General features: G+C 57.4%; 23 protein-coding genes and 1 tRNA gene. 9 read left to right on the top strand and 15 right to left on the bottom strand.

Features of this window, described 5'->3' with window-relative positions; all coding sequences use genetic code 11:
- Positions 1 to 8: 8 nt before the first annotated feature.
- Both ACSMXM_RS03875 and ACSMXM_RS03880 read right to left on the bottom strand, forming a co-directional pair.
- Positions 9 to 2,825, bottom strand: a complete 2,817-nt coding sequence (locus ACSMXM_RS03875) for a bifunctional diguanylate cyclase/phosphodiesterase (RefSeq protein WP_460314109.1) — start codon at positions 2,823 to 2,825, stop codon at positions 9 to 11.
- A gap of 296 nt (positions 2,826 to 3,121) precedes the next feature.
- On the bottom strand, positions 3,122 to 3,445 hold the full coding sequence (locus tag ACSMXM_RS03880; protein WP_460314111.1) for a hypothetical protein: 324 nt from the start codon (positions 3,443 to 3,445) through the stop codon (positions 3,122 to 3,124).
- 226 nt (positions 3,446 to 3,671) lie between these two features.
- Here ACSMXM_RS03880 and ACSMXM_RS03885 point away from each other — a divergent pair, with 226 nt between their 5' ends.
- Both ACSMXM_RS03885 and ACSMXM_RS03890 read left to right on the top strand, forming a co-directional pair.
- Positions 3,672 to 4,010 carry a hypothetical protein gene (locus ACSMXM_RS03885; protein ID WP_460314113.1) on the top strand — a complete coding sequence of 113 codons (339 nt, stop codon included), beginning with the start codon at positions 3,672 to 3,674 and terminating at the stop codon, positions 4,008 to 4,010.
- An 11-nt stretch (positions 4,011 to 4,021) separates the two neighbouring features.
- Complete coding sequence (locus ACSMXM_RS03890) at positions 4,022 to 4,660, top strand: hypothetical protein (protein WP_460314115.1); 639 nt, start codon at positions 4,022 to 4,024, stop codon at positions 4,658 to 4,660.
- A gap of 753 nt (positions 4,661 to 5,413) precedes the next feature.
- Here the strand turns inward: ACSMXM_RS03890 and ACSMXM_RS03895 are convergent.
- The 5 genes from ACSMXM_RS03895 to ACSMXM_RS03915 form a co-directional block, all read right to left on the bottom strand.
- Positions 5,414 to 6,595, bottom strand: a complete 1,182-nt coding sequence (locus tag ACSMXM_RS03895; RefSeq protein WP_460314117.1) for a surface lipoprotein assembly modifier — start codon at positions 6,593 to 6,595, stop codon at positions 5,414 to 5,416.
- Positions 6,592 to 7,359, bottom strand: a complete 768-nt coding sequence (locus tag ACSMXM_RS03900) for a transferrin-binding protein-like solute binding protein (protein ID WP_460314119.1) — start codon at positions 7,357 to 7,359, stop codon at positions 6,592 to 6,594. Before ACSMXM_RS03900 ends, ACSMXM_RS03895 begins: the two co-directional genes overlap by 4 nt.
- A 344-nt stretch (positions 7,360 to 7,703) precedes the next feature.
- Positions 7,704 to 8,384 carry a PEP-CTERM sorting domain-containing protein gene (locus ACSMXM_RS03905; RefSeq protein WP_460314121.1) on the bottom strand — a complete coding sequence of 227 codons (681 nt, stop codon included), beginning with the start codon at positions 8,382 to 8,384 and terminating at the stop codon, positions 7,704 to 7,706.
- Positions 8,385 to 8,777: 393 nt separating this feature from the next.
- Entirely contained in the window at positions 8,778 to 9,119 is a 342-nt protein-coding gene (locus tag ACSMXM_RS03910) for a hypothetical protein (protein ID WP_460314123.1), read from the bottom strand.
- Between the two features lie 619 nt (positions 9,120 to 9,738).
- Positions 9,739 to 9,813 (bottom strand) — tRNA-Gln (locus ACSMXM_RS03915).
- A gap of 146 nt (positions 9,814 to 9,959) precedes the next feature.
- Here ACSMXM_RS03915 and ACSMXM_RS03920 point away from each other — a divergent pair.
- Both ACSMXM_RS03920 and ACSMXM_RS03925 read left to right on the top strand, forming a co-directional pair.
- Positions 9,960 to 10,961: a GDP-mannose 4,6-dehydratase gene (locus ACSMXM_RS03920; RefSeq protein WP_460314124.1), complete on the top strand. Its 1,002-nt coding sequence runs from the start codon at positions 9,960 to 9,962 to the stop codon at positions 10,959 to 10,961.
- Positions 10,962 to 10,972: 11 nt separating this feature from the next.
- Positions 10,973 to 11,713 carry a YdcF family protein gene (locus ACSMXM_RS03925; RefSeq protein ID WP_460314125.1) on the top strand — a complete coding sequence of 247 codons (741 nt, stop codon included), beginning with the start codon at positions 10,973 to 10,975 and terminating at the stop codon, positions 11,711 to 11,713.
- Between the two features lie 6 nt (positions 11,714 to 11,719).
- On the opposite strand, the gene ACSMXM_RS03930 is transcribed toward ACSMXM_RS03925, so the two are convergent.
- From ACSMXM_RS03930 to ACSMXM_RS03940, 3 genes are all read right to left on the bottom strand, one after another.
- Positions 11,720 to 13,003, bottom strand: coding sequence for a nucleotide sugar dehydrogenase (locus tag ACSMXM_RS03930; RefSeq protein WP_460314127.1), 1,284 nt, complete (start codon positions 13,001 to 13,003; stop codon positions 11,720 to 11,722).
- A gap of 49 nt (positions 13,004 to 13,052) precedes the next feature.
- Positions 13,053 to 15,761, bottom strand: a complete 2,709-nt coding sequence (locus ACSMXM_RS03935; protein ID WP_460314128.1) for an SLBB domain-containing protein — start codon at positions 15,759 to 15,761, stop codon at positions 13,053 to 13,055.
- A gap of 156 nt (positions 15,762 to 15,917) precedes the next feature.
- Positions 15,918 to 16,820, bottom strand: coding sequence for a branched-chain amino acid aminotransferase (locus tag ACSMXM_RS03940; RefSeq protein ID WP_460314129.1), 903 nt, complete (start codon positions 16,818 to 16,820; stop codon positions 15,918 to 15,920).
- A gap of 79 nt (positions 16,821 to 16,899) precedes the next feature.
- Between ACSMXM_RS03940 and ACSMXM_RS03945 the strand changes: the two genes are divergently transcribed.
- The gene (locus tag ACSMXM_RS03945; protein ID WP_460314131.1) at positions 16,900 to 17,406 is read left to right on the top strand and encodes a MarR family winged helix-turn-helix transcriptional regulator; all 507 of its coding nucleotides are present in this window, start codon (positions 16,900 to 16,902) and stop codon (positions 17,404 to 17,406) included.
- On the opposite strand, the gene proC is transcribed toward ACSMXM_RS03945, so the two are convergent.
- From proC to ACSMXM_RS03965, 4 genes are read right to left on the bottom strand one after another with little or no spacing between them, the layout of a single operon-like run.
- Positions 17,403 to 18,206, bottom strand: coding sequence for a pyrroline-5-carboxylate reductase (proC, locus tag ACSMXM_RS03950; protein ID WP_460314132.1), 804 nt, complete (start codon positions 18,204 to 18,206; stop codon positions 17,403 to 17,405). The two genes, ACSMXM_RS03945 and proC, sit on opposite strands and share 4 nt — an antisense overlap.
- 53 nt (positions 18,207 to 18,259) lie before the next feature.
- Complete coding sequence (locus ACSMXM_RS03955) at positions 18,260 to 18,592, bottom strand: 2Fe-2S iron-sulfur cluster-binding protein (protein ID WP_460314134.1); 333 nt, start codon at positions 18,590 to 18,592, stop codon at positions 18,260 to 18,262.
- On the bottom strand, positions 18,589 to 19,722 hold the full coding sequence (locus tag ACSMXM_RS03960; protein ID WP_460314136.1) for a cysteine desulfurase family protein: 1,134 nt from the start codon (positions 19,720 to 19,722) through the stop codon (positions 18,589 to 18,591). Before ACSMXM_RS03960 ends, ACSMXM_RS03955 begins: the two co-directional genes overlap by 4 nt.
- Positions 19,719 to 20,807, bottom strand: a complete 1,089-nt coding sequence (locus tag ACSMXM_RS03965) for a cysteine desulfurase family protein (protein ID WP_460314138.1) — start codon at positions 20,805 to 20,807, stop codon at positions 19,719 to 19,721. Before ACSMXM_RS03965 ends, ACSMXM_RS03960 begins: the two co-directional genes overlap by 4 nt.
- An 83-nt stretch (positions 20,808 to 20,890) precedes the next feature.
- Between ACSMXM_RS03965 and ACSMXM_RS03970 the strand changes: the two genes are divergently transcribed.
- Entirely contained in the window at positions 20,891 to 21,535 is a 645-nt protein-coding gene (locus ACSMXM_RS03970; protein WP_460314140.1) for an alpha/beta hydrolase, read from the top strand.
- Between the two features lie 78 nt (positions 21,536 to 21,613).
- Here ACSMXM_RS03970 and ACSMXM_RS03975 read toward each other — a convergent pair whose 3' ends face one another.
- Complete coding sequence (locus ACSMXM_RS03975; RefSeq protein ID WP_460314142.1) at positions 21,614 to 22,696, bottom strand: anhydro-N-acetylmuramic acid kinase; 1,083 nt, start codon at positions 22,694 to 22,696, stop codon at positions 21,614 to 21,616.
- A 32-nt stretch (positions 22,697 to 22,728) separates the two neighbouring features.
- On the opposite strand from ACSMXM_RS03975, the gene tyrS reads away from it, so the two are divergent.
- From tyrS to ACSMXM_RS03990, 3 genes are all read left to right on the top strand, one after another.
- On the top strand, positions 22,729 to 23,955 hold the full coding sequence (gene tyrS / locus ACSMXM_RS03980) for a tyrosine--tRNA ligase (RefSeq protein ID WP_460314144.1): 1,227 nt from the start codon (positions 22,729 to 22,731) through the stop codon (positions 23,953 to 23,955).
- 104 nt (positions 23,956 to 24,059) lie between these two features.
- Positions 24,060 to 25,004 (top strand): MraY family glycosyltransferase, encoded by a 945-nt coding sequence (locus tag ACSMXM_RS03985; RefSeq protein ID WP_460314146.1) that lies wholly within the window; start codon positions 24,060 to 24,062, stop codon positions 25,002 to 25,004.
- Positions 25,001 to 25,978: an NAD-dependent epimerase/dehydratase family protein gene (locus ACSMXM_RS03990; protein ID WP_460314148.1), complete on the top strand. Its 978-nt coding sequence runs from the start codon at positions 25,001 to 25,003 to the stop codon at positions 25,976 to 25,978. The genes ACSMXM_RS03985 and ACSMXM_RS03990 overlap by 4 nt, the downstream gene beginning before the upstream one ends.
- Positions 25,979 to 25,982 lie beyond the last annotated feature (4 nt).

Here is a 25,982-nt window from a genome sequence, read left to right on the forward strand (position 1 = left end):
AGAGCGCTCTATCGTTTGGTAATCGCGGGATTGAACCTCCAATCGCTTAGAACCCGCTCGGGTTTCCATTCCGATACGAAATGCGACACCTCCGGACCGGGAAGCGGGCGTGCGAAAAAATAGCCCTGGCCGATATCACAGCCCCGGCGGCGTAACATAAACGCCTGTAGTGGCGTCTCAATGCCCTCAGCCACAGTCTGAATGCCGAGGTTTTTTGCCAGATCAATCAGGGCTCCGACTATAGCGGCATCTCGCTTATCATCAGATATCAGGCGGGACACGAAGGTCCGGTCTATCTTTAGCACGTCTATCGGGAACTGCTTGAGGTGGGTCAGGGACGCATACCCGGTACCAAAATCGTCCAGCGCAATTGTAACGCCCTCCTTTCTGAGAGCCCGCAGCGCGGAGCCGACCTCTTCCACATGCTTGCCAAGGAAGACCGTTTCCGTGATTTCAAGTTCAAAGAGATCTGGGGGAACTTTCGTAATGCCAAGTCCATCCAAGATGCGGTTCGCCAGATCTCCGCGGCGAAAATCCTCGGGCGATCCATTCATCGCAATTCGCCCGAACTCTTGTCCTTGATCTAGCCATATTGCCATGTCGGAGGAGATCTGCGTCAGCATCCGATCAGTGAGCTCGGGTGCGAGGCGCGGATCTTCAAATGCCGCCTGGATTGACGATGGTGGCTGAATCCCGCGCTTAGGGCAGCGCCATCGCAGGAGCGCCTCGAATCCGACGATTCGCCCTGTTCTGAGACAGATTTTCGGCTGATAATATGGTATCAGTTGCTCACCAAGCAGGGCGTCCCGCGCATTGATACGCATGCGCTTCTCCCGCTCCGCGGTTTCGCGCATCGAAGGCGTGAAGCGACGCGTGTTTCCCGTTCCTTCCGCTTTCGCAGCATATAGTGCGAGATCGGCGCTCTTGAGCAGGCTTTCAGACCCCTGTCCGTCAGCGGGAAAGACAGCGGCTCCCATACTGAGGCTGATCTCGATCTCTTGACCGTCATAGGTAATATGTTTGCTGGTCCCCTTCAGGATTTGCCCCAAGGCTCCCGATTCTTTGTCCACTTCGGCAAGGTCCGAGATTATCAGTGCGAATTCGTCGCCTCCTAGTCGCGCAATGGTTGTATTCGGGCCAGTCCCATCCGAAAGAAGAGCGGCCACCTCCTTGAGTGTGGCATCACCCGCGGCGTGACCAAGTGTATCATTGATCGTTTTGAACCCATCAACGTCCACCACGATCAATCCCACCTTTCCGCCGGTTTTCGTTGCCTTTTCAAGTGCAGCGTCAAGCTTAATTGAGAAGAGCTTCCGATTTGGCAGGTGCGTTAGTGGGTCGTGATGCGCCGCCCAGCGAAGTTCGTCCTCGCCGCGCTTACGGGTGGTAATGTCCATAAGAGATCCGACCATACGCAATGGCTTCTGGTCCTCATCGCGAACCACATGCCCGCGGCTTAACAGACAGACGTAACGTCCGTCTTTTGCCCAGAACCGAAACTCCTGCGTCCAGGAATTAGCGCCTGAGTGTAGAATGGATTCAAGTTCAGCGAGCACACCCGGCCGATCCTCTGGATGTACTCGGTTAATCCACCATTTCCTGTCCGTCCCAGATCTCATTTCCGGATAGCCGAGGACGTCTTCGACAGCGCCGGCCCATTCAATGACCTCACAGTTCGCTCTCACATCCCAAATTACATCATTGGTTGCGAGCGAAGCTAGACGGTAGCGTTCCTCACTCGCTCGAAGCGCAAGCTCGGCATTTACCTGCTCATGAATATCTTCAAGGCTACCGTACCACAGGACAATTTCCCCATGTTCGTCGCGTCTCGGTCGCGCTCGTGCACGAAACCATCTATAGGATTCGTCCGCCTGTCGCAGACGATACCGAACATCGGCTTTATCGGCGTCTCCGCTCAGAATTGCTGCTTTCCAAACCGAAAGCACGGTAGGAAGGTCATCAGGATGAACTTTGTTCGCCCATCCAATGTCGTTCGCATTCTCAGCAGGTTCGCCTACGACCTCGCTCCAGCGCGGACTTATCTCGATAATCCTGCCGTTCGCATCTGCAATCCAAGGTATCTGGGGGCTGAGTTCCACAGAATAGCGGTGATGCTCCTGACTTTTGAATAGGCGCTCGCGATCCACTGCGGTCGCACGAGCCACTTCGAGATCGTGCAACGCTAATCCTGCTCCAACCGCTAGGATGAGCGCAGAAGTGACTATCACCAGAAAAGTGAGGCCATCGAAACCAAGGTCGAGATTTGTGAAATTAGTCTGCCCCGTGGGGATAATTCCCACAGATGACATCGCCACCATGTGGAGTGTTGCTGTGCCTGCGATAAGGCACACCGCTGCCCAGGGCAGACTTTGTGGGTTTCGATTGCGCGCTAGCATCCCAGAGAAAACACAAAACGGAAAGCCTAAGCCTATCGCCACGGCTATAAGCACTGGGTCGTAAAAAATAATGCCGTCAACTCTCAGCGCGCTCATGTCGATGAAGTGAGCAGCAGATAAGGCAAGTCCAATAAAAGCCCCGCCTAAAACGCCCCGGCGACGACCGTCGACCGACAGAATGAACCAAGCGCACGTGGCCATGAGCACTGCCAAGCAGGCCGAACCAAGCATTACCGGCGCATTGAAGCGAACTTGGACTCCGGGTGTATAAGCCAGCATTGCTGAGAAATGCGTCGCCCAGACCGTAAGGCCGGTCGAAAGCCCCGCGAGATAAAGTCTGTACCGTCGCTGCGGCCCCTGAGACTGAATTCCACGCCGACCAACGGAGAGCGAGATGACCGACCCGAAACCACAGATCAGGAGGGCCACCAACAAGACTGCTGGGTCGTGGTCATACCTGATGCAGGTGTATACTTTGTACATATCTGCTCTTTAACGCGGGGTGTCGTTTTAGCGTCCAGCGTCAGGCCTACCCTGGGAGAAAGAAGACTTTGTTAAGGCTACTGCAACTATGTTCTATGGACGCGCCGTCCCAGATTGCAGCGGTCTAGACCAAGCTCCTGTAGGCTCACACCCGTTAACCTGTTCTGGCCTTCGTGATATATAAAGGCGGAAAAGCATAATCAGGGGAATGGGGCTGCCTAAGGCAGACAGCCCCTCCTCATCTATCTCCTGTTCTTAAGAAAAACCAAATCTTCTATCCGCCCGCCGGACGGAATGATTTGCCAACCACGCTTCTCGTCGTACCTCCCGATGCCGGAGAGATTCCTTGAGAGAGCATTTTTCAGGCGCTTTCTCTTCTGCGGTTCAAATTCGTCCGGAGAAACCGGTCCGATCCGATATCCGAAGTTCCGAAGGCCCAAGCCCACGTGAACGGCAGTGAAAAGAGATCCTGCCCTTATAGTATCCGGAGAAAACACATAAGCCTCCGAATTCAGTACCTCCCTGGTTTTTGCGTCATGGACCATGCTTACGCGATACAGCTTCATTTGCCTTCCTTTCGCTCGAGTTTGCTGTGGTATGAGCAAGCTAGAGCGACCCGTCTTGGGATGCGGGTGGGAAAACTTTGGAAAATTTGTGAGACTCGTCTCCGAAATCATTCTCTCGAAAAACGCTTAAGGGCACCTATCTGAGCCGGGCGCGTAACTATCCCCTCAGAGCGGGCGGAGGTCGCTCACCAGCTTTCAACAAAAGTGGACCAAGTTGCTAAACACAATGGTAGATCCGGCACGAAAATCTCAACACCTGACAAAACTTTTTGAAATGGACGCTGACAAACGCGTCCGGTACTGGTCACAGAAAAATCCTTGGCGAATTCTACCTAATGATACGTTGCGCCTAAAAAACGTAAAAATAGCTTATTCTGATATCGAGACTGATGGCAGAGGCAACGTTAAGAGGATGCCAGCTAATGCCGAATACCGCCCCTGCTTTGGCGAAATTGTGTGTTATCTTCGCTTCCCCCAAGAAGAGATTAGAATAGTGATGGGTCGTCCGCAGGTAAAAAAACTAGATGCGGTAGATGCAATTCCTTCAATGCGTGCCGGCTTTTAGCGCAGTCCAGGATGACACGCTTGCCTTTGTCAGCTAAATCTGCGATAAGTAACTGGCAGTCTTTAGGTGGCCGAGATCTATTTCAACAATTTAACTCTGACGAGGAAATTAGAAGCTCGTTACATCCATTTCCTACAAGTTGGTTGAAATTACTTCGCGAGTTAGAAACACACTCTGCGTTCACCAATGCAGCCGATCCACGCATGGCGGCGTATTGGGCCAGTTCACAGGAGCGGCACCTTGAAAAGAACAGAAAGGCCGTTGCTGCGGCTCGTCAGCGCCGACTTCGTCGAGGAGAGAAGGACGATCGTTTCAACGAAAGGCTATTAGAGCAAGCGAAGATACGACAAGATGAGTTAAAGCGCCTTTGCAATCTACCGAACCGGCCAAGGAGACTTCGGAATTTAGATAGCAAAGGCATTAAATTTACATGCGCCGCTTGGGTGGCGAAGGTAGATTTAGAATTTGCGGGTAACAAAGTTAATCCCTCCTCTGTTGCAAGGCGACTAGTTAAGCACTTTGGTAAAAATCATAACACCCTTAGAGACAGAACCGAGAGGGATTTGATCCGCGTAGACTTTCTAGAAAAACTCCATCACTCAAGTGGCGGTAAGGAAGGATGGGCGCCCTTTGACCCATATGGTGACTGAGGCGATCTGAGTGACCGGGAGTTTGCGTTGAAGCCGGATTCGAGACTGCTACCTCGAAACTGAACGTTGAACAGGAGGAGCCAAGCTCAGGATACAGCTTCGTGAGCTGCGCGGTAATCGCCCCAAAGATTAATAAGCTGTTTCCCGCCGCAGACGCGTGGCTGCGCACTTACGATCATCCTAGGTAGAAATGTCCGGAGTGCGCCAGAGCCTAGAGCATTTATAAGGACGGCACACCCTGTTGTACCCCCTACAAATTATTCCACGTCAATCTCCTACAAAATGGATGGAAATCACATCACTCCGGTGATTTTCTAATTTCCTGTGACTTAAAATAGTATTAGAGTTTAAGGGGTTAACTATCTACAAAATCTGTCGTTGGAATTGGTAGAATACTCTAAATATTCTACCATTCCGAGACTGAGACCGGAACGGATGGGAAAAAGAGTGAATGCGGTGTTCCCCGGTCCAGGAGACAAATCACGGCTCTCATAACTTCAGCAGACTGAGACGCCCCAGCATGTCTTATCTCTCATCCCGGCGGGATTATTCGTATCCATCCCGTGAGGGCCGCGACGTAGCCCAATATGCGCGGTGATGGCGGTTGATCGCGGCGCCCAGTTCCATGGCAGTAGTTCATCGAGTTCGCTGACCGGGTGATCGGCGAGTCCAGCTTGGACCGCCGTCGTTGTGCAAGGTCCACATCTAAGAGTCTAATCACTGGACCGGCCATCTTCACGGAGGTGCCACTGCTCAGAACCGATATAAAAGGTCGGCGGATACAGACATTCGATCGAACTCATAAAAGGCGAGCGTCGAATGGCGCTCATCATACCGAAAGCTAATTGCTGGAAAAAACCTCCACCACGGCCTGTTGCCGATGATCGTTGCGGCACCGGTGACATAAACTTCCTGCCTCCGCCCCGAAAAAACTGGATCATCTCCTTCGAAAGCTCGCCTTTCCAGGGAGGTTTCGAGAACGGCATCAACCCCGATTTCGGGCATGGATCTTACAAGCTGTGCGGTGAGGGCCATCGCGGCCTGATGGTAGCCGCTATCTTTCGCCCGCGTTATGGAGAGTGAGCCTCCCGGCAGGACGGATGTTTTGGAACCAAGATCGAAACCGTATTTGCCGGCAGCGCGAACCTGCCAACCGTCAAGATAGTCGGCTTGCCGATAGTCCAAGTGCGTTATTGAGAGGTCTGTAAAAAGCGTGTTCCCGTTTGAGAACCTTTGTCGGTACGCTCCGCGCAAAAAAGGTGACGTAATCTGCTCCTCCCCCTGCGCATAGAAACCACTGCCCGCGAGTACGGTAGTCGCGCCGTTAGGGCTTTCCAAACTGACCGCCAAATTCCCGTTTCGGTAGGACGCGCTCGTCCTATCGTCCAGAATTCCGTCAATAGTCCCTAATATGCCAATCCTGCCTGTAGCCGCCAGAGGAAGCTTCCCTTCTGCAGAATAGTGAAGGCCTAGAGCTGACGTCGGTGTCTCCTGTTGAAGTTCGACCGGCACGCCGAATACGATGAATTCTGTCTCATCCGTCACAGCACTGGGGTTGGTCCGGTAGGTAAGACCGAGCATTGGTCGGAAATAGCCGACGCGTCGGTCGACTTGTTCCAGATAGAAATTGATAGAACGCCGAACGGCGTAGGGGAGCTCTGTTTGGTAGTATACCTGCTGAAAAACACCCTTTGCCTCGGAAAATCGACCGGACAGAAACAGCGCGCGACCAAGTTCTAACTGGACGCGGGGCTCTTCCGTGAGCTTTCCTAACTCCGAAAAAATATAGATCGCTCGATCATACTCGCCAGAGAGCATGGAAAGTGTGCCAGCGCGAAAAGCACGCTGAAAGGACTTTTCTCCGGAGGCAGAAGCAGAAGCGGCCGCACTCAGTAAGAGTGCGACCGCAATTGCGAGAAATGAAGAAAACCTCACGGGGAGACGGCGCCGAAGCCTCCGCCAAAGCTCTCCACGCCGGTGCCAGACACGGGAGTGAGAGCAAATACTCCGCCGATTTCCTGGGCACCCGGTCCATAAAATTTAGCTGTCGCTTCGCCAGTGAGAAGACCGTTCTGACTCGCTAGCGTTCCTGTCAGGCTATTTTCGCCGCTCGCCCAGGTAAGTTCTCCCCCCAGGTTCAACTCATTGTAGCTAGCGCCGGATATTACATCCATCGTACCGAATGAAGCTAACTCAGCCGAACGAGAGGCAAAATCAACTACGACCTGCACATCCGCGCCGACGAGTACGTCGAGGCCTTCCGGCGATAGATAGACGCCGCCGAGTAGGCCCGAAAATGTCGCCTCGCCAGTTGTTGGGACCGCATTGGCGGAAGTGGAATTGCCGATCGACACCGCGCCCGCAGTGCCGCTGCCCGTGCCTATGCCGGATTCCCACACGCCGAAGGACTGGTAGTTCCATCCGGTCTGATAGGGATCGACCGCAATGATGATGTCCGTTTCCGCTTCATTTACCGCTGCGAATAGACCTGCGCCGAGATCCGCTACCTCATCACTTTCCGAGACGGAGAATCGAAGGTCGGTGCCGGCTGTATCGAGATCGATATCAGTTGTTACCCGGTCCCCGTCAAAGCGGGTGGTGTAGGTAGCGTTATTCACATTGGAGGGCGCCGATACCGCTGTTACGCGCGTGGCGTTCGCCTCATAGCTGAACTCCTGCGCAATCCCGCTGATTTCCACCTCAGTGTTGGCCTCAATATCTGAAAAGCTCGTGAAAGCATTGGACGCTGGCGGAGGCGGGGGCGGGGGCGACGTTCCTGGACCGTTGACGTCAGATCCACCTCCTCCACAAGCCGAGAGAGCCAGAGCGCCGGTGCAGCTTGCGAGTAGCGCAGCGTATTTAATCATAAACAGTCCTCTCCGAACGACGGCCCAGGAAGGTAGAGCACCATGTCGGATTTAAAAAGTGTGAAGCACTCGGGCTTATTTGCCGATTTGAACTTGAAGCCTGCGCCTGTCATTACCTGTCCTGGTGAAATAAAACTTTACCTTGTCTAGAAAAAAAGTTTTAACGATCAAAGTATTTAGGCGAGGGTCTGCGAATTTGCAGAGCGAGAAGCCTTGCGGGATGCAACAACGCCTACCCCCAAAACGCCTAACGTGAAAAGCGCAAAAACAGCTGGTTCCGGGACATCTGCGTTGACGATGAAAGTTCCCGAGAAATTCGCAACGTCGGTTGCGCCGTCAACAGTGAATTCGTAATCTACCCCGCTGGCGTAGAAATTGATTTCTAGCTCGTCATATATATCGCCGATGTCATGACCGTCGTACAATTCCACGCTAAATGAGTAACTTATGACGTGAGCTAGCGTCCCTGACACAGTTTGCCCGTCAGCCACAGGGCCAAAAGGATCGTCCAGTTTAAAAATAGATGGGCCGGACGTTATTTTGTAACCGCTAGCGCCACCCGGCTCAATCAGCAGGTATCCGGCGAAAGGGTAGTAGACTGCGCCGTAGCCGCCGGTGCCCGTCAGCGTTGTCGTAATGGAATGAACACCAAAAAGCTCTATGTCGAGGCGATCTACCGGATTATCGCCCGTGAAGAACTCGCTAACGTTGAGGACAGCGGTGCCAATCGGGGCGTATCCTACAAAAGCAGGTTGACCGGTGATGAGTACGGGCTGCGTAAATAATACTGCGGCTTGGCCCGCACTAGGAATGAAGGAAAGCCCGAGCGCGCTCGCGAACAACGTGCCGTATTTCATAAAAAGCCCCCCCGCCGGTTGTGATGAGTTCCTTATGGCAACGAAATGGATTGTCAAAAGGTTTGTTAACCACAATATATGGCCCCCGCTCTGCGCATCGCGGAGTGTCAGCTCCCACCTGGAGAGACAGGGCAGGAGGTGTGGTTGACTAGCATTGGTAGAAAGTCGGTAGATCGCCAGGGAGGGTTTGAACTTCCTATTCGTTCGAAATCGCGGCATGCATTGGCTACAGCGTTTAAAGGCGCCCTTGCTGTGGGTTCGTTAACCCCTCTATACAATCGTTCTAATCCTGGGCTGCTATCCAAAGCCTGTACAGTAAGAACAATCGCGGATTGGGTATCTAAAGCGAGGGAAATAGGGAAGGGCTGCCCAAGATATACAGCTCCCCATCATCTATCTCCTGTTTTGAGGAACGCCAAATCTTTTAACCTCCTGCCGGACGGAACCACACGTCTCGTCGTACCTCACGATGCCGGAAGGATTCCGTGAGAGAGCATTTTCAGGCGATCGGCTCGGCACCGGGCGTAGCTTCTGGTGCTCAACGTCGTCGATGATGTAACCCGAAGGTAACATCGAGCAGTCGTCGATACGTCTATCTCCGGCCGGTGTGGTCGCTAGCTGGCCGATCTGATCGCCGAGCGGGATGCACCTAAGATGATCGTCAGTGGCAACCACACCGAACTCACTTCGAACGCTGCGCTTGCTTGAACCGGCGATGTCGACGTCGAGTGGCATTACATCCCCCTCCCCCCCGGCAAGTCGACCCAGGATCGGTTCGTCCAGAGCTCAATGGTAGCATGCGCGACGACAGCTCCACGATGCGCTGTTCTTCACGATGGGTCAGGCGGGGCAAGCCTCACGGGCTGGGTCGATAACTACAACACCCAGCGTTCGCTCTCGTCGCTCGGCTACGCCCCTCCCAAGGCCGTTCGCCGCCGATCTCGAAAAGCAACGGCCGGGCTTAAGCCCGCCCGTTGCCTCACCTGCGCTCATGCGCGACAACAATGGAGGTCTCTGGTTACCGCGGGATGAAAGGCGTGGGTCACGTCGTCTCCGATAAAGCAAGGAGCAGCCTATCTTCCCAATCCATCAGTGCGCGAGTGTCTCGACGTTCCTGTTGCATGCTAGGTTTTCTTGCCTGCGGCCCTCAAATATCGGCAGCGCGCCGACCTGAGATTTTTCGTACGGGATGCGGTTTACGCAAATTTACGCGCTGCCTGCGTTGTGGGCATTCGAAGAATCAGGCAACTTCCACAACCTTTGCGGATTGCGAGCAACAAGTGCTACACTGACTGCTACTGAACTTTTTAAACGCATTCCTGTAAATGTTTGAATTAAATATAAAGTTTTTCGCTGGCTGGGGCGGCAGGATTCGAACCTGCGAATGGCGGCACCAAAAGCCGCTGCCTTACCACTTGGCCACGCCCCAGCATGCGAGTCTCCGAATCCTGCTGACGCAGCGCCGGATTGGAAAGGGCGCTCTAATATATGGAGGGGCAGTTGAAAAGGGTGGTTGCCCCCTGCCCCCGGCCCCGCTACCTCGCACGCAGATTTGCACTTCGGAGACTTTGACGCATGACCTATCTGGTGACGGGTGCCGCCGGTTTTATCGGTTACCATCTGTCGGAAAGACTGTTGGCGCGCGGCGAAACCGTCCTGGGTATCGATAACGTAAATGATTACTATTCGACAAAGTTGAAGCGGGACCGGTTGGAAGATCTCCAGCGTCGGCACAATAATTTCACCCTTATCGAAGTTGATTTCGCTGACCAGGCAGCTTTAGTGGACGCGCTGGCTCAATATAGCCCAAAACGTGTTGCCCATTTGGGGGCACAGGCGGGCGTCCGTTACTCGATCACGAATCCGCACGCCTATATTCAGTCGAACTTGGTCGGTCATATCAATCTGCTGGAATATTGCCGCCATTCAGATAGCGTCGAGCATCTGGTCTACGCATCATCCTCGTCCGTTTATGGCAGCAACAAGACCCTGCCCTTCAGCGTGGAAGACCGCGTGGACAAGCCGATCTCTCTCTATGCCGCCACGAAAAAGGCGGACGAGTTGATGAGCGAAACCTACGCCCACCTTTATCGACTGCCACAAACGGGTCTGCGTTTCTTTACGGTGTATGGGCCTTGGGGTCGACCTGACATGGCCATGTGGTTGTTTACGCAGGCAATCATGGAGGGACGCCCGATCGAGGTATTTGGGGAAGGGAATATGCAGCGCGACTTCACCTATATCGACGATATCGTTTCAGGCGTCGTGGCTTGCCTGGATAACGCGCCTGCCGATGATGGAGCGGTAAAGGCTGGCGGGTCGGTCGGCCCGCACCGGCTTTACAATATTGGCAACCATCGTTCGGAAGAATTGTCCCACATGATCGGCCTCATCGAGAAATCCCTAGGCAAGGAAGCTGTCAAGATCATGCTGCCCATGCAGCCGGGCGATGTCCGAGCCACTTATGCGGATATCGATGCGATAAGTTCTGATCTGGGATATAAGCCGACAACGACCATCGACGAGGGTATTCCTCGCTTTGTCGATTGGTACATGCGCTATCACGGTCACCGTTAGGGCCGCGGCGCGTGAACTACGCGCTATGGGGGCTATTTGGACCGGTAAGCTGGCCCTTTTGGTTGTCGACGGCGGCGCTGCTCTTCCTCGCAAGGGGCCAGCATTTTCTTGCAAAGACAAGTTTGGCTGCAGCGGCAACGCTTTTCCTGCTATTCGGACTTTTGCCAACCGGAGAGGTGCTGGTCCGCCTGCTGGAAGATCGCTTCGAGCAGCCCGCATTCTTGCCGCAGGTCGATCGCATTCTCGTTCTCGCCGGCGGAGAGGATAGTTTCGCATCGGCACGAACAGGCCAGGTAGAATTTGGCGTACATGGTGACCGCAGCGTCGCGGCCGGCCTCCTCGCAAAGCGCCACCCCTCGGCAAAACTCTACATCGCAGGCTATGGCCGCATGGGGAAACTGCCCACCAGCGATACAAGGATTTCTGCAAGATACTGGGCCGAAAGCGGGATAGCGGCAGAACGTATCATAGAGGTCGAAGGTACATCGGACAGCTGCGCCAATCTGTCCGGTTACGCCGCCGCCGCGCCTTCTGGCCCCGTCGTCCTCGTCACGTCGGCATTCCACATGCCGCGCGCCATGGCCTGTGCCCGCTCAGCCGGCGTCAACGCGATCCCCTATCCGGTAGACGTGCAGGTGGGCAGCCAAATTCAGTGGCGCCCCCAAATCGAACGGAACCTGTCGCTACTCGATCTCGCTCTGCACGAATGGATTGGGCTTGTGTGGTACAGGGTGCACGGCCGGATTGCGTAACAGGCTCTAAAGCTGCCACCGTTTCACATCACCGCTAAAGCTACGGTGCCGCCATGCCCCCTTGATATCCGCTAGCAAACCACCTGATTTTACGAGAGACGTTAGCTTCTCATCGGGCATTGCGACATATTCCTCATGCGCAACCGCCATGATCACGGCGTCATACTGCTTCCCATTCAGCGCCGCAGGGTCTATCCGGAGGCCGTACTCCTCCTCCGCTTCCTCGGCATCGGCGAGGGGATCATGTACCGTCACCTCATGGCCCAGCCACTTCAGGCGCTCAATCACATCGACGACCTTGGAGTTGCGAAGGTCTGGTACGCCCTCCTTGAAGGTAAGGCCCAGCACAAGAACATCGCCTGCTTTTCTCAAATGATCGTGCACGCGATCCGCGACGAACGCGCCCATACCGTCATTTATGGATCGGCCAGCCAGGATGACGCGGGGAAGGTGCCCCAGTTGTAAGGCCTTGTAGCTCAAATAATAGGGGTCCACCCCGATGCAGTGGCCGCCAACCAAACCGGGTGAAAACTGCAGGAAATTCCATTTGGTGCCGGCAGCTTCCAGAACATCGTGAACCGACAGGTCCATCTTTTGAAAGATGACCGATATCTCGTTCATGAAGGCAATGTTGATGTCGCGTTGCGCATTTTCAATCACCTTCGCGGCTTCTGCAGCCTTTATGGAGGCTGCGCGGAACGTGCCGCCGCTCGTAACACGACCGTACATTTCGCACAGCATGTCGGCAATTTCGTCGTTTTCTGCGGATACGACCTTCATGATCTTGTCGACGGTGTGAACCTTGTCGCCCGGATTGATGCGTTCTGGCGAATAGCCCAGGTAGAAGTCTTTCCCCTGCTTCAGGCCTGACACTTCCTCGATCAGGGGACCGCAGATTTCCTCGGTTACGCCGGGATAGACGGTCGATTCGTAAACGATCGTGCGTGGTTTTGCGGCATCGAGAATAGTTGCCAAAGCGCGCGTTGCGCCTCTGACGGGACCCAAATCCGGCTGGTTCGCGACATCTACCGGTGTTGGCACGGTCACGATAAAAATATCCGCGTCGCTGGCATCGGCGATCTGGCTGGAATATTGCAGCGCGCTTGCCTGTAGCGGCTCATCATCAACCTCGCCCGTCGCATCATGGCCACCGCGCAGCGCAGCTACGCGTTCCTTATTTACGTCGATACCAATCGTGTCGAAATGCTTGGCAAGCTGGACCGCCAGCGGCAGCCCGACATAGCCCAGTCCGATTACGGCAATCTTCGTGCCAGAACTCAAAGGGGTCAACGCAGCACCTTTCCTGTAAGTAGAGCGAGCATGCTTAGACGGAAATGGTTTAATTCCTGTCAGCAAGAATGAGGGTTGTCGCGATTGCCTGTGCAACGCCGCCAAAGATGCCCGTCACCGTTTGCGCGATCTCAAGGCCGAGCAGCGGGGTGAGATCCCGCGGGACGAAGATGGTCGACCCGGGTGGGACAACAACATCGGACCGGCGCCAGAAACTGCGACGGATCGGCTGGGCGGCCCCATTTGGAAATACGACGAAGATCCGTCCGTCATCGCTTTGCGGTTGAGTGCCGCCGGCATCTTCCAGATATTCGCTGATCGACTTATCCGCTTGGAACTGCAAAGCTCCTGGATTGAGGACACTGCCGAAAACATAGACGCTCGTCGGCCGGTTCGGAACGTAAATCGCATCGCCACCTTCCAATAGCGGGTCAAGATCGGGGCGTGCAGCCAGGGCTGTGAGGTCGGCCTCCACCACCATGCGCCCCGGCACATCGGCAGAGCCAAGCGTTTCAATAATTTGAGAGGTGGCACCTACCGCTTCGGCATCGACTTCGTTTCGAGCCGCCAGGGTCAGCACTGTTTCCCTTAATTCCCTGGCTGCTCGCTGCTGTGCCGCACGTTGGGATTCCTTCACGTTTTCGCGTGTGAGGACGGCTCCATAGGGATAGGCGTGTTCGGAATAGCCGCCGGCGCGCGCTATGACTTGGGACAGGCGTTCTCCCGGTCGAATGGCGTAAAGGCCGGGACTTCGAAACTCACCCGAAAGTAGTACCGTCCCATCTTCTGCGTTGCGCAGCGGGGCGGTGATACGAATTTCGTCGCCCGGTGAAAGGATGATGTTCTGCAGACCGGCAAGCGCTCGGCCACTCGGCAGATCGAAGCGCTCGAAATCCCTGTCACGCAATACTTCGAGCGTGGCAGCATCGACCGATGCCAGGATGCCATCGGCCGCCCCTACGATCATCGCGGCATCTTCGCTGCGCGCGATTGGATAAGCGCCTGGCCGACGGACGGCGCCGCTTATGCTGACCGTCTGCTCCAGAACAAAGGTTAAAAGGTCGGCATCTTCCTCAAACAATTCCGGACAAATTGATTCTTCGTCCTGATCGTCGAGCAAACCATTTTCATCTACCTGCGCGGGGCGCGTCGTGCGCTGGTTGCCCCGCGAACTTCTGTCGAGCAACTCATCGTTCGAAAGTGCGGTGCCCACCGCAGCGACGTCATTGTCGCCTTTGAAGAAGCTATTTCGTAAAATGGTGTTGAAGCGCGGAGACTGGGTATCCGCAGCGATCGCTTCCAGAGCGAAAAGGGATCCGCAGCCGTTAATCGATTTCCCCTCCAGAGCCTCCCAAGCGGATTTTCCAGCGAGAACTTCCCGCACGGCAGAGCTGTTAATGAAGGCAATATCTTCACGACTAAGGATTGTCAGCTCATCATCCGCCCGAAGCGCGACGGGGCTGGTGCCATTGAGCGCGCCGACAAGGTCGATAGCTTCGAACTCGGCCAGGCCTGTCGACGGACTGCGGCGTTGCAAAACAGCCATCGGGAGGTACGTGCCCAACTGCAAATCCTGATAAGGCCCGATTAATTCTGCCACGGTTCTGGCCTGCCCCAGAGAGCGTGGTCCGGGATTCGCAACGTAACCGGAAAGCGTCACGCGGTTCAATGTGCCACCGGCGCTACCTCCGACGATTGTGACGCCATCCCCGGCGAAAAGGGGCGTGGAGTTGCTCTCAGACGGCACCAGACTAAGTTGGCCATCCTCTTCGATACGACTGATCACAGCGCGATATCCGCGCGGCGGCACTGCGCCGCCGGCATAGGACAGCAGTTCGCCCAGGGACGTTTGCCCCCGGATCTCATAGATACCGCGCCGTGCAACGCCGCCGGTAATCGCGACCGTCGGCCCAATAACGGGCACCACGATTCGATCCCCGTCCTGAACTGATACGCTGGGCGGTGCGCCGATGCCGAGCAGTCCGTACAGATCGACCTGGCGCGAGGCACCGCGTCGATACACCTGAACATTGCGCAAGGAGCCACTTTTGCGGATGCCACCAGCCCGCGCGAGCACCGCTGCGATGTCGGCCATTGAAGTGACTTGATATTGTCCCGGTCGCTCGACCTCGCCGCCGACGAAGACCGTGATAGAACGGACACCCCCGAGTGAAACGTAGACATCAGTGCCAAGAAGATTGCCGCGCGTTACGGAGGCAATCTGTTGTCGTACAACCCCGAGGGACCGCCCGGCCGCTTGGATTGGTGGCAGGGAATCCACAATCAGGCGTCCGTCACGCGCGACCCGGGCGGTGGAGCTGCCACTATTCGCGCCGGAGAAGGTGACGAGTAGTTCATCCCCAACGCCGAGTATATAGCTGTCATCGACGCTGCCGGTTAATGCGGGAGCGTCGCCGGACGTATTCGTGAAGAGATCATATCCAAATTGACGGAGGGTCTTATCGTCGAGCCGCTCGCGATATTCCTCTTCGATCTTGGAGGCTCGCTCAAGCGCAAGCAATTGTTGGCGAGAACGAAGCCGCCGAACCTGAAGCTCTTCCTCGGTAAGGGGGCGCGTACTCGTACTGAATGGATCATCAATGTCGCTATCTCGTCCAGACGAACGATCGCGGCTCGCCTCTCTGGAACGGTCGATCTGATCCGCCGGGTCTCCGCCAGGAACCCCTGCCCGAGAGCGGTTCTGAAGCTGCTCTACAAGTTGCGGCGATAATTGTGCTTTGGCAGCATTAGCGGGCAAAACAAAACAAAGCGCAAATATCACAAACAGGCGAACTGCCCGCTGTCGGACCCGATCGGTCGATACCATTATTTCAAAATTCCCCGGACACGGCCCTGTCTATGGCGGCCTGATTAGCGGGACGGTATTCCTCAGGTCAACCGAACAGCGTTGTTTCTAGTCGATGGAAATACGCCCATTGACGAGGTTCAGATAGTCTTTTCTGAGGTCCAGCGACATATCGCCGACCTCGAACGACCAGGGTCCGATTTCTGAGACGGGGGTCACTTCGGCGGCGGTGCCGGTGAGGAAGCATTGTTCGAAGCTTTCCAACTCTTCCGGCCAGATGGCGCGTTCGACGATGTCGATGCCCTTGTCGCGTGCCAGGCCCATCACGGTGCGGCGGGTGATGCCGTCAAGGAAGCAGTCGGGCGTCGGCGTGTGGAGGGCGCCGTCCTTCAGGAAGAAGATGTTGGCGCCGGTCGCCTCCGCCACCTGGCCGCGCCAGTCCAGCATCAGCGCATCGCCATAGCCGCGATCGGCGGCAGCGTGCTTTGCCATGGTGCAGATCATGTAGAGGCCCGCCGCCTTCGCCGCCGTCGGCGCGGTATAGGGCGCGGGGCGGCGCCACTTGGCGATGTCGAGACGCACGCCCTTGCGGATCGCCTCCTCGCCGAAATAGGCGCCCCATTCCCAGACGGCGATGGCAAGGTGCGGCTTCGACTTCTGCGCCGCCACGCCCATCTGCTCGCTGCCGCGCCAGGCGACCGGGCGCTGATAGCAGTTCGTCATGCCGTTCTTCTGCATGACCTCGATGCAGGCAGCGTCGATCTCCTCTCGTGACCAGGGCAGCTCGAAGCCCAGGATGCGGCCGGAATCGATCAGGCGCTGGCTGTGTTCCGACAGCTTGAAAATCTCGCCATTATAGGCGCGCTGCCCCTCGAACACCGAAGAACCGTAATGCAGCGCATGCGTCAGCACATGAACATTCGCTTTGCGCCAGGGCACCAGCTGTCCGTCAAACCAGATCCAGCCGTCGCGGTCGTCAAATGTGGGCTCGGGAAGAGGTTCTTTGGACATTGAAAGGCTTTCTGTGGGTGGGCGTTTCGAACGGCGCCCTCCTTGCCGAAAATAGCGTTGATGTGCAAGAATAGTCAGCATGGTTGACCTTCCGCAAACGAGCGTTCCTTCTGCGTCACCGCTGTTCCTTAGAGAAAGCGAGGTGCGCCGGGGTATCGAGCTGCTATATTTCGGCTATTCCGATCTCATCAGTATTGCCGATGCGCGTCTGGCGAACAGCGGCCTTGGCCGCGCGCACCATCGGGCGATGTATTTTATCGCAAGGCGTCCTGGCCTGTCGGTCGGCGAACTGATCCGGCTGTTGAATGTTACGAAGCAATCGCTCAGTCGCGTCCTTGGAGATCTGGTGTCACGGGAACTCGCGACATTGGCAGTTGGAACGAAGGATAGACGAGAGCGGCGCATTACCCTCACGGATGCGGGTCTTCGGCTCGAACATGAGCTTTTCGAACTACTGCGCCAACGCATGGCAGGGGCCTATGCCGCTGCCGGGCAGGACGCGGTTACCGGATTCTGGAAGGTGCTGGCCGAACTTCTGCCAGAGACGCGAAAACCGGAAATTCTCAGGATGCAGGCAGAGACCTAATCCTCATTGGAGATTTCGCGGGAGCGCGTGGCTGCCGCGCGCACCGCGGCGCGTATCACCGCCGGCAAGCCTGGATCCGCATCCAGTGCTTCCAGCCCCGCCTCTGTCGTCCCATTGGGACTGGTCACCGCGGCCCGCAATTCCCGTGCCTCCCGCGCGTCGTCCGCCAACAGGGCGCCAGCGCCGATAATCGTCTGGCGGGACAGCAGCCGGGCAAGCTCTGGTTCCAGACCCACGCCCTCGCCCGCCGCCGCCAGCGCCTCGACCATGCGAAAGACATAGGCCGGGCCGGACCCGGAAACCGCCGTTAGCGCGTCGAATTGGACTTCTTCCGACAGCCAATGAGTGGCGCCGGTTACATCGAAGAGAGCGCTGATATTGGTCCGCTCAATCCCGGAAAGTTGTTCTGTGAACAGACCGGTGACACCTGCGCCCACCTTGCACGGCGTATTGGGCATGGCGCGAACGAGTTTCCCCGTGGAAACATGCTTTGACATGGCGGGAAGCGGAAGGCCGGCCATGATTGAAACGATAATCGTGTGTTCGGTAAGAAGAGGCGTCAGTTCTGTCAGCACATCGGCTGCCAAATCAGGCTTTACGGCGACCACAACCACATCTGCAGTGCCGTCAATCCCGGCGAAATCCCTGACATGAGAAGCGCCGTCGGGGGCGTCGACATCCGCTGGATCGATCAGGAATATCTTCTCGGCGATGCCGGCCGCGCACCAGCGGGAAAGAAGCGCCCCGCCCATATTACCGCCGCCAACGACACACAATGTTCCGATTTTGTTCGTACTCATGGGGCAGGCAGATAGCCGCGTGGTTGATCGCTATCAATAAGCAGAATCAATTCTTATCGGGACATGTCCACGCTTCCTCCGGGCATGCGCAGCACAATTTCGCGCAGCTGCTCCGTTGCCATTAACTGACAGGAAAGGCGCGACTGCCTGGTTGCGCCATAGGCAAAGTCGAGCATGTCCTCCTCCTCCTCGCTGGGTGGGGCCGGGGCTTCGCCGGCGACAGACATCACGAGCACGTGACAGGTCGAACAGGCCATCTGGCCTTCGCAGGTACCCTCCAGGGGCTGACCCGCATTTTGGGCGGCCTTGAGCACCGGTTCCCCGGCAGGGACTTCAACCTCGGCAGACATATGCCCATCGGAATCGAGAAAGCGGACCAGCGTCATGCCGCCATTTTCCGCTGCGCCTGAACGGCCTCTGCTATCATCCTGCTTGCTTCCTCAATGTCCTCTTCCGTTGTGAACCGCCCCCAGCCGATGCGAAGGCTTGCGCGGGCGAGGGCCGGGTCCGTGCCGATTGCCTGCAGAACATGACTTTTGCGGCCCGCCGCGCTGGCGCATGCCGCACCCGAGGAAATCATGAGGCCACGCAGATCGGACAGCAGCCGCGATCCATCAATGCCGGGAAAAGCGATGTTCAAGTTTCCGTACCAGCGATGCACGATACTGCCATTTACCTGAAAGGGTTGCGGAAGACGCCCAAGCATCAGGTCCCACAGCCTGCGCGCGTGGTCAGCGTCCTCCTTCATCTGCTCCGATGCCAGCTTCGCTGCAGCCCCCAATCCCGCCAACAGAGCTGGTGGCAAGGTGCCGGAACGAAGACCCCCACCCTCTTGCCCGCCGCCGTGCATCTGCGGCGAAACTGACGTTCCTGGCCTTATGAGCAGAGCTCCCACACCTTTTGGCCCGTAAATCTTATGCGCAGATATGCTGAGAAGGTCGATTCCCACATCATTGATGTCGATAGGCATTCTTCCAAAGGCCTGCGCCGCGTCCGAGTGGAACAAGGCTCCGACTGATTTCGCGAGGCCGCCAATCTGCTTCAGTGGCTGGATCACGCCGATCTCGTTATTGATGGCCATCACCGACACGAGAGCCACGTCTTCGTCGAGTGCGTCCTGCAAGGTGGCGAGATCAATAAGGCCATCCGACTCCACCGGTAGAATGGTCAGATCAAAACCTCGTGCCTCGAGAGCACGCGCGCTTTCCAATACGCAGCTATGCTCGGTGGCCAGGGTTACCAGGCGACGGCGGCCCTGCGGGGCAGCCTCCATCGCGCCCTTTAGCGCCAGATTATTCGCCTCGGTCGCACCCGACGTGAAGATGCACCATTCGGCCGGTGCGCCGACGAGAGCGGCGACGTTCTCGCGCGCCAGATCGACGGCCGCCGCCGCCTGCCAGCCGCTGCGGTGCTGCGAGTGCGGATTGCCGAAATGGGTATCCCAATAGGGCTGCATAGCGGCAAGGACCCTAGGATCGACGGGCGTCGTGGCCTGATAATCCAGATAGATGCTCATGCCGCCACCCGGCGTGCCGCAAGGTCTTCCCATGCTGTGCAGAAATCGTCGATGTCCGAATCCGTTGTTGTCCACCCGGTGCTGATTCGGATCGCTTCGCCAGCCTCTTGCGGGGCCACCCCCATGGCGGACAGTACATGACTGGCGCCAACCTTGCCAGAGGAACAGGCGGAGCCAGCGGATACGGCGAAGCCTTGCAGATCCAGACTAATCAGCTGCGTCGTTGCTGCCACGCCAGGCATTCTAATCAGACTGGTATTGGGCAATCTTTCCGCACGTTCGGCAAAGACACGGCCACCGGCCGCTTTAAGGCGGGCTTCCATCCGATTCTGCCTTGCAGCCGCCTCGACGAGCCAGTCGCGGTCGCTGTTGGCAATGGCCGCAGCAAATCCCATGATGCCGGGAAGATTTTCCGTTCCGCCCCGCAATCCCCTTTCTTGACCTCCGCCCTTCTGAACTGCGTGAAGGCCAGTCGCGCAGCGGGCGATGACAGCCCCTATTCCGGGTGGGCCACCCAGCTTGTGCGAGGAAACCGCCAGGAAGTCGGCGGGCGGCAAAGGCCGTTTCCCCGCAGTCTGTACGGCATCGACGAACAGGGTTCCCCCCGCCGCCTGCACCAGTTCGTAAGCTTCCTCGATCGGCTGCAATGCGCCGGTTTCATTATTCGCGTGCATCAGGGCGACATGCGCTGGGTCCTGCCCGTCCCCCAAAATATCGCGGAGGGCGTCGAGATCGATAATCCCGTCCTGCCCTACCGGCACCAAGGCCGCGTCAGGCGCACTCATCAACACGGCGTCATGTTCGATCGCGGATACGAGCCGCCGCGCCGCCGACATTCCCCGCATGACCAATGTCGCCGCCTCTGTGCCGCCGCTGGTGAAGACAAGCTGGTCGGGAAAGACCCCAAGGCCGGTGGCGATCCGTTCGCGCGCATCCTCGATCATGGCGCGCGCAGCCCGACCCGGTCCGTGAACGGAGGAGGGATTGGCCCATAGACCGGCGGCATCCGCCATGGCCGCCACCGCCTGCGGGCGCATGGGGGCCGTCGCGTTCCAATCCAAATAAATCAGTCGTTTTTTCGTCAAGCTGGTTTCCGTTGAGAAAAGCGGAGTTCATCCTATATAGGCGCGGCCTCATTTCAAAGTTTCGGCCCTGAAAGTCTCATCCCATGCCCGAAGTCATAATTCCCGGCCCCGAGGGCCGTCTGGAGGGCCGCTATACGCCAGGCCGTGCCGCGCGCGTTCCAGTTGCGATCATCCTGCATCCGCATCCCGGAACGATGAACGACGCCCTGACAATGGCGATGTACAATAGCTTTACGCGCCGCGGTTTCGCCACCCTGCGTTTCAATTTTCGCGGGATCGGCAAGAGTCAGGGCGAATTTGACAATGGTATCGGCGAATTGTCCGATGCGGCCAGTGCGCTTGACTGGGTGCAGCAGTTCAACCCCGAAGCGCCGTTTACCTGGGTCGGCGGCTTTGCCTTCGGCGCCTGGATCGGCATGCAGCTATTGATGCGCCGACCGGAGATCCGGGGCTTCCTGTCGCTGGCGCCGCCCGCCAATCTTTACGATTTCGGCTTTCTGGCTCCCTGCCCCTCATCCGGGCTGATTCTCAACGGCGGAAGTGATGATGTTGTCACGCCCGGCGGCGTGCAGAAGCTGGTCGACAAGTTGAAGACGCAGAAGCACATCACCATTACCCACAAGGTCGTCGAGGGGGCCACCTATGGCTTTCCCGGTCGTCATGAAGAGGTGATGGCGGTGGTCGATCACTACGTCGACATGCGTCTGGCGACGGACCTGGCACGATAGGGTCGGGAGCCCGACGCGATGTCGGGCTACTTTCCAACATTCCGGTTCTGCCGTCGACATTGCAGGTTCCATAGGCCTTTAACTGGGCGAGTGCAGGGTTCCACATACGACGGGACGGTCAGGGCCGCTGATTTCCGGAAAGCTTGTCGGCAAGCCGCGCAGGTGGCGGACCGCGAACCAGGCAAAGCCTTCTGCTTCCATCGAATCGCCGTTCCAGCCGACGTCTTCGACAGGGAGAGAGGTGATGCCTGTGCGCCGGGCGATTTCCTGCATCAAGGTTAAGTTGTGCCGTCCTCCACCGGTGACGAGCAGGCGCTGGGGCCTTTTCGGGACATGGCGCATCGCCTGAACAACGGTCATGGCCGTGAACGCCGTTAGCGTCGCGGCGCCATCTTCGGCAGCGAGGCCCCGAACCGCGGCGAGTGAGAAATCCTGCCGGTCGAGCGATTTGGGCGGTGACCTGTCGAACCAGTCAATATCGAGCATGGTTGCCAATATTTCCTCATGGGCGGTGCCCCGCGCCGCTAGTGTGCCATCCTGGTCATAGGATGCGCCCGTCGCCTCCCGCACCCAGTCATCAATCAAGGCATTGCCTGGCCCGGTGTCGAAGGCGATGATCTCGCCGCCCTGCCCCAGCCACGTCAGATTCCCCACGCCGCCCAGATTGAGGATACCCAAAGGTCGCTGCTGTCCCGTTGCGAGCGCGCGGTGGTAGGCAGGCAGGAGCGGCGCCCCCTGCCCGCCCGCGGCGACATCCGCACTTCGCTGGTCGTCGACGACTTCTGTCCGTAATAATTGTGCCAGCAAGGCACCGTCGCCGATCTGCCATGTCCAGCCTCTATCAGGGCGATGTGCGATCGTGTGGCCGTGGAAGCCGACAATGTCGGCGGCGGCTCCCAGGGCGCCAACAGCTTCGGCATGAATCATGGTCAAGCGCCGGGAAAGGGCATCGTAAGGCGCACCATGACGGGGCACATCCTCCTGCAATGCCTGGGCCACCGCGTCACGAATGCCAGCGCGGGTTTCCTCGTCATAAGCGCGGGAGGCATTGGCAAGCGGCCTGATATGCGCTTCCCCATCGGTTTCGATCAGCGCTGCATCGACGCCATCCATGGATGTGCCCGACATCAGTCCGATGGCGCGGTAAAGGCGGCTACTCATATCATCTCCCTCGTGCTAGGGGCGCGGCCGCCATGACGACGTACAGCTCCGATCTTCTACGCCTGCTCTCCGAGCGCGGCTATATCCACCAGATAACCGATGCCGAGGGGCTGGACGAGAAGGCAGCCGCCACGCCGATCGCTGGGTATATCGGCTTTGACGCCACCGCTGCATCCCTCCATGTTGGAAGTCTGGTGCAGATCATGATGCTGCGCCGCCTGCAACAGAGCGGCCACAAGCCGATCGTGCTGATGGGCGGCGGTACGACGAAAGTCGGGGACCCCTCCGGAAAGGACGAGATGCGCCGCGTCCTCGATGACGACGCGATCAACGCCAATATAGCGTCCATCAGAACGATATTCGAACGTTTCCTGAGATTTGGCGATGGCCCTTCAGATGCCATAATGGTGAACAATGACGACTGGCTGTCAAAACTGGAATATATTCCGTTTCTGCGGGACATCGGCCGGCATTTCACCATTAACCGCATGATGACATTCGACAGTGTCAGGCTGCGGCTGGATCGCGAGCAGCCGCTGACATTCCTTGAATTCAATTACATGATCTTACAAGGATATGACTTCCTTGAGCTGTATCGTCGCGATGATTGCGTATTGCAGATGGGCGGTAGCGACCAGTGGGGCAATATCGTTAACGGCATGGAGCTGGTCCGCCGTGTGGAGGGAGGACATGCGTTCGGTCTTACAACCCCCCTCCTGACCACTGCCGACGGCAAGAAGATGGGCAAGACGGAGGCGGGCGCGGTCTGGCTGAACGAGGAGCAACTACCCTCGTATGACTACTGGCAATTCTGGCGCAATACACAGGATGCGGATGTTGGACGGTTTCTGCGTCTCTTTACCGATCTGCCTCTCAGCGAGATTGAGCGGCTGGAGGCCCTGGAAGGCGCCGATATAAATGGCGCCAAGGAAGTCCTTGCAAATGAGGCAACTGCGATGTGTCGGGGGAAGGCTGCTGCCGATGCAGCTGCGCAAACGGCTCAGAAGACTTTTGCTAGCGGGGGAACCGGCGAGGACCTGCCTAGCCTGACCGTCGATGCGCCTGTCTCTATTCTTGACGCGCTTGTCGGAATTGGCTTTGCTGCATCGAAGGGCGAGGCTCGCCGCCTGATAAAGGGGGGCGGCGCGCGCATGGATGGCGAAGCGATTTCCGATGAGACTGCCCTGATAGGCACGGAGTCCGAAACCCGCCTGTCAGCCGGGAAAAAACGCCACGGCATCGTACGCCGCGCGAAATAGAAGCGAGCGTTATCATGAGGTTTACCACGGGCGCTGATATCCCGTCCGCAATAGGCATGTGGCCCGCCCTCATCCTTATCGTCATCGCGGCCATTTTCACCGCCATGGCAACCCGCGCCGTTTTGCCGTGGTTGCGGCGGAAGGCGATCATGGATGTGCCGAATGCGCGGTCGAGCCATCATACACCCACCCCGCGTGGCGGTGGCCTGGCGGTCGTGCCGGTATTGCTGTTGCTAATGATCGTCGGATGGATGGCCTACTCCGATGTTACGCTGGGGCATCTGGCGTTACTGGCGGGCGCGGTGGGTCTGGCGATCATCGGCTTCATGGATGACCGCTCAGAACAGTCTCCGCTTCTTCGGTTTTTTGTCCAGACTGTCGCCGTTGTGGTCGCATTGCCCTTCCTTGATGGGCCGGTTTTTCAGGGTGTTATGCCATTTTGGCTGGACCGTATATTGACGATTGTCGCGTGGTTGTGGATGGTAAACGCCGTGAACTTCATGGACGGGATCGATGGCATCACGGTCAGCGAGTTAGGCATGGTGGGCGCGGGTATTTTTTTACTCGGCATTATCGTTCCCGCGATCGGGGGTGATCTTGTGGTTGCCGGCGCCGTGACTGTTGGCGCGATGGTGGGGTTCGGCATCTGGAACTGGCATCCGGCACGCCTGTTCATGGGGGACGTGGGCAGCTTGCCCTTGGGATTTCTTGCCGGTGGACTTTTGCTTGTGCTCGCGTCGCGTGGCTTCTGGCTGCCAGCGATCATCTTGCCGCTTTATTATGCGGCGGACGCTACGATTACGTTGGTGACGCGCCTTCTGCGTGGCGAAAGGATATTTGATGCGCACCGCTCTCACTTTTATCAGCGGGCCGTCCAGGGGAAGTGGTCCCATGCGCACACATCGTCGGCAGTGCTCGCACTGAATGCGGTGCTCGTTCTGCTGGCCCTGCCGCTTCTTCATCTAGGGGAATATGCGCGGCTGTTGATGGCAGCTCTGGCTACTGCTCTGTTGCTGCTTGCGATGACCCGCGCGGCGAAACGGGCATGATCGTCGCCGTAACCGGCTCGACCGGGTTCGTCGGACAACATCTGACGAAATATCTTGAGCAGACCGGGATCCAAACAATCCGCGTCGGTCGTGCGAGCGGGCCGTCCGTGGATAGAGCCGTAGGCGACTTCGCCCCAGCCACAGATTTTGCGGACGCTCTTGCCGGTGCCGATGCCGTGATCCATCTGGCAAATCGTGCGCACGTAATGAACGAAACGGTCGCCGATCCCGAGGCGGAATATGATCGGATCAATCATTTGGCCACCGCAAAGCTGGCGCGCGATGCAGTTCGTGCGGGGGTGAGGCGGTTTGTATTCGTCAGCTCCATCAAGGTGAATGGGGAGACAGCGACTGAAGCGCAGCCTTTTCGCGCGGATGATGAACCGGCCCCGGCGGATGCTTATGGCAGATCCAAGCTGGCAGCGGAGCGCGCACTGGCGAAGATAGCCCAGGAGACAGGTCTGGAGGTCGTCGTCATTCGACCGCCGCTCATTTACGGTCCAGGCGTGAAGGCAAACTTCGCTGCGCTGATTGAATCAGTGTTGTCGGGATCGTCCCTGCCGCGGCTGTTTGGTGCGGCGGAAAATCCGCGCGCCATGATTGACGTCGGATTATTTTCCGAAGCGCTGGTGCGGACGGTACGACACCCGAAAGCGTCCGGGCGCACCTTTTTGGTGGCAGATCCCGTCATATTGCCACTGAATCAGCTGATTCGTGAGCTATTCCGAGCGTCTGGGCGCGACGAACCGTTATTCCCCGTACCCACGGTTCTGCTTAGAATGGCGGGTCTGCTAACGGGCCAGGGCGAACGGATCAGGCGGCTGTTGGACCCGCTCAGCATCGAACAGTCGGAGTTCTTCAGGTTTATGCAATGGCATCCCGATAAGGGACACGATCTGGAACGAACAGTGGCGTGGTTTCGAAACCATATTTCCGGTACGGGGATCCGCAGCGCCAGACAAAAGGTAGTATGAGTAT

Source organism: Pacificimonas sp. ICDLI1SI03 (genome assembly GCF_054740865.1).